At 65.1% G+C, this 2,441-nt stretch carries 2 protein-coding genes and 2 pseudogenes; 3 read left to right on the top strand and 1 reads right to left on the bottom strand.

Translation table 11 applies throughout. The features are described 5' to 3' along the window. The 3 genes and pseudogenes from VFW69_RS02655 to VFW69_RS02645 form a co-directional block, all read left to right on the top strand. A partial coding sequence (locus VFW69_RS02655; RefSeq protein WP_526497890.1) for a tyrosine-type recombinase/integrase occupies window positions 1-441 on the top strand: 441 nt, incomplete at its 5' end. 32 nt (window positions 442-473) lie between these two features. Next, window positions 474-1,347: pseudogene (locus VFW69_RS02650) on the top strand (IS5 family transposase). A 174-nt stretch (window positions 1,348-1,521) separates the two neighbouring features. Further along, a complete protein-coding gene (locus VFW69_RS02645; RefSeq protein ID WP_526497888.1) occupies window positions 1,522-2,106 on the top strand; it encodes a CGNR zinc finger domain-containing protein in 585 nt (194 codons plus the stop codon). A gap of 148 nt (window positions 2,107-2,254) precedes the next feature. Here the strand turns inward: VFW69_RS02645 and VFW69_RS02640 are convergent. Further along, window positions 2,255-2,441 (bottom strand): annotated as a pseudogene (locus VFW69_RS02640) (TetR/AcrR family transcriptional regulator); the annotation flags it as partial.

Genomic DNA, 2,441 nt, shown 5'->3' with positions numbered 1-2,441 from the left:
CGGACCGAGGAGGCGAGGCCATTGCTGTGGACGTTGGTGGACCTCGACGGGAACCCTCACGCCGTTCCTCCGGTGCCGCCGCACATCATGGTGTGGCGCTCGGTCCGAGCCGGAGGCGACACCAAGACCAAGAAGTCCAAGCGATCACTCGCGCTGCCCCAGCGCGCAGTTGACGCGCTTGTCTCACAACGGAAACGGCAGCAAATCCACCAGTTCAACATTGGCGACCGCTGGACGGAACATGGCCTAGTGTTCGCGTCCGAGGTGGGTACCGAGATGAGCGCCGGGAACGTACGCCGCGCGGTCCGGCGCATCCTTCGCGTCGCCGGACTCAAGGCGGAGGAGTGGACGCCACGCGAGCTACGTCACAGCTTCGTGTCCCTGCTGTCCGACGACGGGGTGCCGCTCGAACAGATCTCGCGACTAGAGCGTGTCTGCTAAAGATTGGGCGGTTGGTGCGCGATGCTCGGTGAGTGCTGCGTGCGGACGAGATTTCTGACGGGTTGTGGGCGTTGATCGAGCCGGTGTTGCCGGCGGGTGGGCATCAGGGTCGGCCGTGGAATGACCATCGGTTGACGCTGGAGGGCATCATCTGGCGCTACCGCACCGGGTCACCATGGCGAGACGTTCCGGATCATTTCGGGGCGTGGCAATCGATCTGGGAGCGTCACCGCCGGTGGGCTGATGACGGCACCTACGTGCGGATGTTCGCCGCGGTGCGGGCCGCTGCGCCCGAGCGTGACGAGCAGTTGCGTAACTTGCTGTCGATCGATTCCAGCATCGCCCGCGCGCACCAGCATTCCGCCGGTGCGCTGCGCGATGCCCACACGGGGGGCTCGGTCGAATGACACGAATCTCGCCACCGAACCGGTCGATCACGCCTTGGGACGTTCCCGTGGCGGGATGACCACCAAGATCCACGCACTGACCGACCGGTTCTGCTGTCCGTTGACGGTGCTGCTCTCACCCGGCCAGGCCGGCGACAACCCCTATCTCAAGCCGCTGCTGGCCGCACACCAGCGCGGTGACACCGAAGCGTTCCGGTTGCTGGCGGACAAGGCGTACTCCCACCCCAGCACCCGGGCGCACCTGCGGGCGAAGAAGATCGCCCACACCATCCCGGAACGCTCCGACCAGATCAAACGCCGCAAGGCCAAAGGATCAGCAGGTGGACGGCCACCCGCATTCGACACCGAGATCTACAAGTACCGCAACACCGTTGAACGCGGCTTCGGTCGGCTCAAACAATGGCGCGCCATCGCCACCCGCTACGACAAATACGCCACCACCTACCTCGGCGGCGTCCTCCTCGCATGCCTGATCATCCACCACCGCATCCGCAATTAACAGACACGCTCTAATCGCGCGCGCAGATCGTCGAGGTCAGCGTCAGTTGCGTGGGCTTCAAATGCTTGCACGTCGCTGGTGAGACGGGGCATGAGACCTCCTGGCCATCGAGGAACCGGCTAAGGCGGTTCTAGCACGTCGTCACGCCTGCTTGCAACCAGCTAAGGTGGTTCCATGCGTGCTGGGTTCCCTGACTTTCGCCTCGGTAACGTGCTGGCGACCAGCTTCACGGCGACTCTGACGGAGCGTCGTGGCGACGCTGTGGAGCGCATTCCCACGCCGCAACGACTCGTCGACTGGCTGGCAGTGAACGGCCTCGCCGTGAACTCCTGCACCACGGCCCAGCTCGACCTCGCCCGGGAACTGAGGGAGTCGATTCACGCCGCCGCGACGGCGGCCGCGATCCAGGACGCTCTCCCTGCGTCTGCTGTCCAAGTCATCAATGACCGCAGCGCTCAGGGTCGGGCCGCGGCCATCCTGACGCCCGAGGGCAATCGGCGATGGCAGCTCAGCTCGGCTTCCTGCGTGGAAGATGCCCTCAGCGTGATCGCCGCCGACGCGATCAGCATCATCGCAGGCGAACGAGACGGAAAATTGGCCTTGTGCGCATCGCCAACATGCCAAGCCGCCTTCTTCGACACCAGCCAAAGTCGCACCCGCAAATGGTGTGAGATGAACACGTGCGGGAATCGTCAGAAGAAGGCGCGCTTCAATGCCAACCGGCGCAAAAACCCCGGATCGGCGCCGCGCCCTGTCTGACCACGTTCTGCCGTCTCGATGAACCCGGTCTGGACGCCGTCGGGCAACGCCTTGAGCCGGATTCGTGGTGCCGGAAGTGCGGGTCGGAGGCGTGGTGGAACCTCAGCAGCCACATCGCCCGGAGCTTGCTTGAAACCGCTTCCGGCGGTCACCGCGCAACGCCGGCGATGACGGTGGTCACGACCTTGCCGACGGCTCCAGTGTCCGGAGGAGGACCTTCTCGGTCGGCGAACAGGAGATGCCCGGCCCCGATCAGCGTGGGAGCGAGCGTGTCGATGTCGGCATCCGCTGCGATGCGGCCAAGATCGCGCTCGATCGTGAGGTAGGAGGCGATC

Origin of the sequence: Mycobacterium sp. (assembly GCF_036273375.1) — a bacterium.
GTDB lineage: Bacteria > Actinomycetota > Actinomycetes > Mycobacteriales > Mycobacteriaceae > Mycobacterium.
Note: the sequence above shows the minus strand (reverse complement) of the source record. Positions and strands in the feature narration are given on the sequence as shown.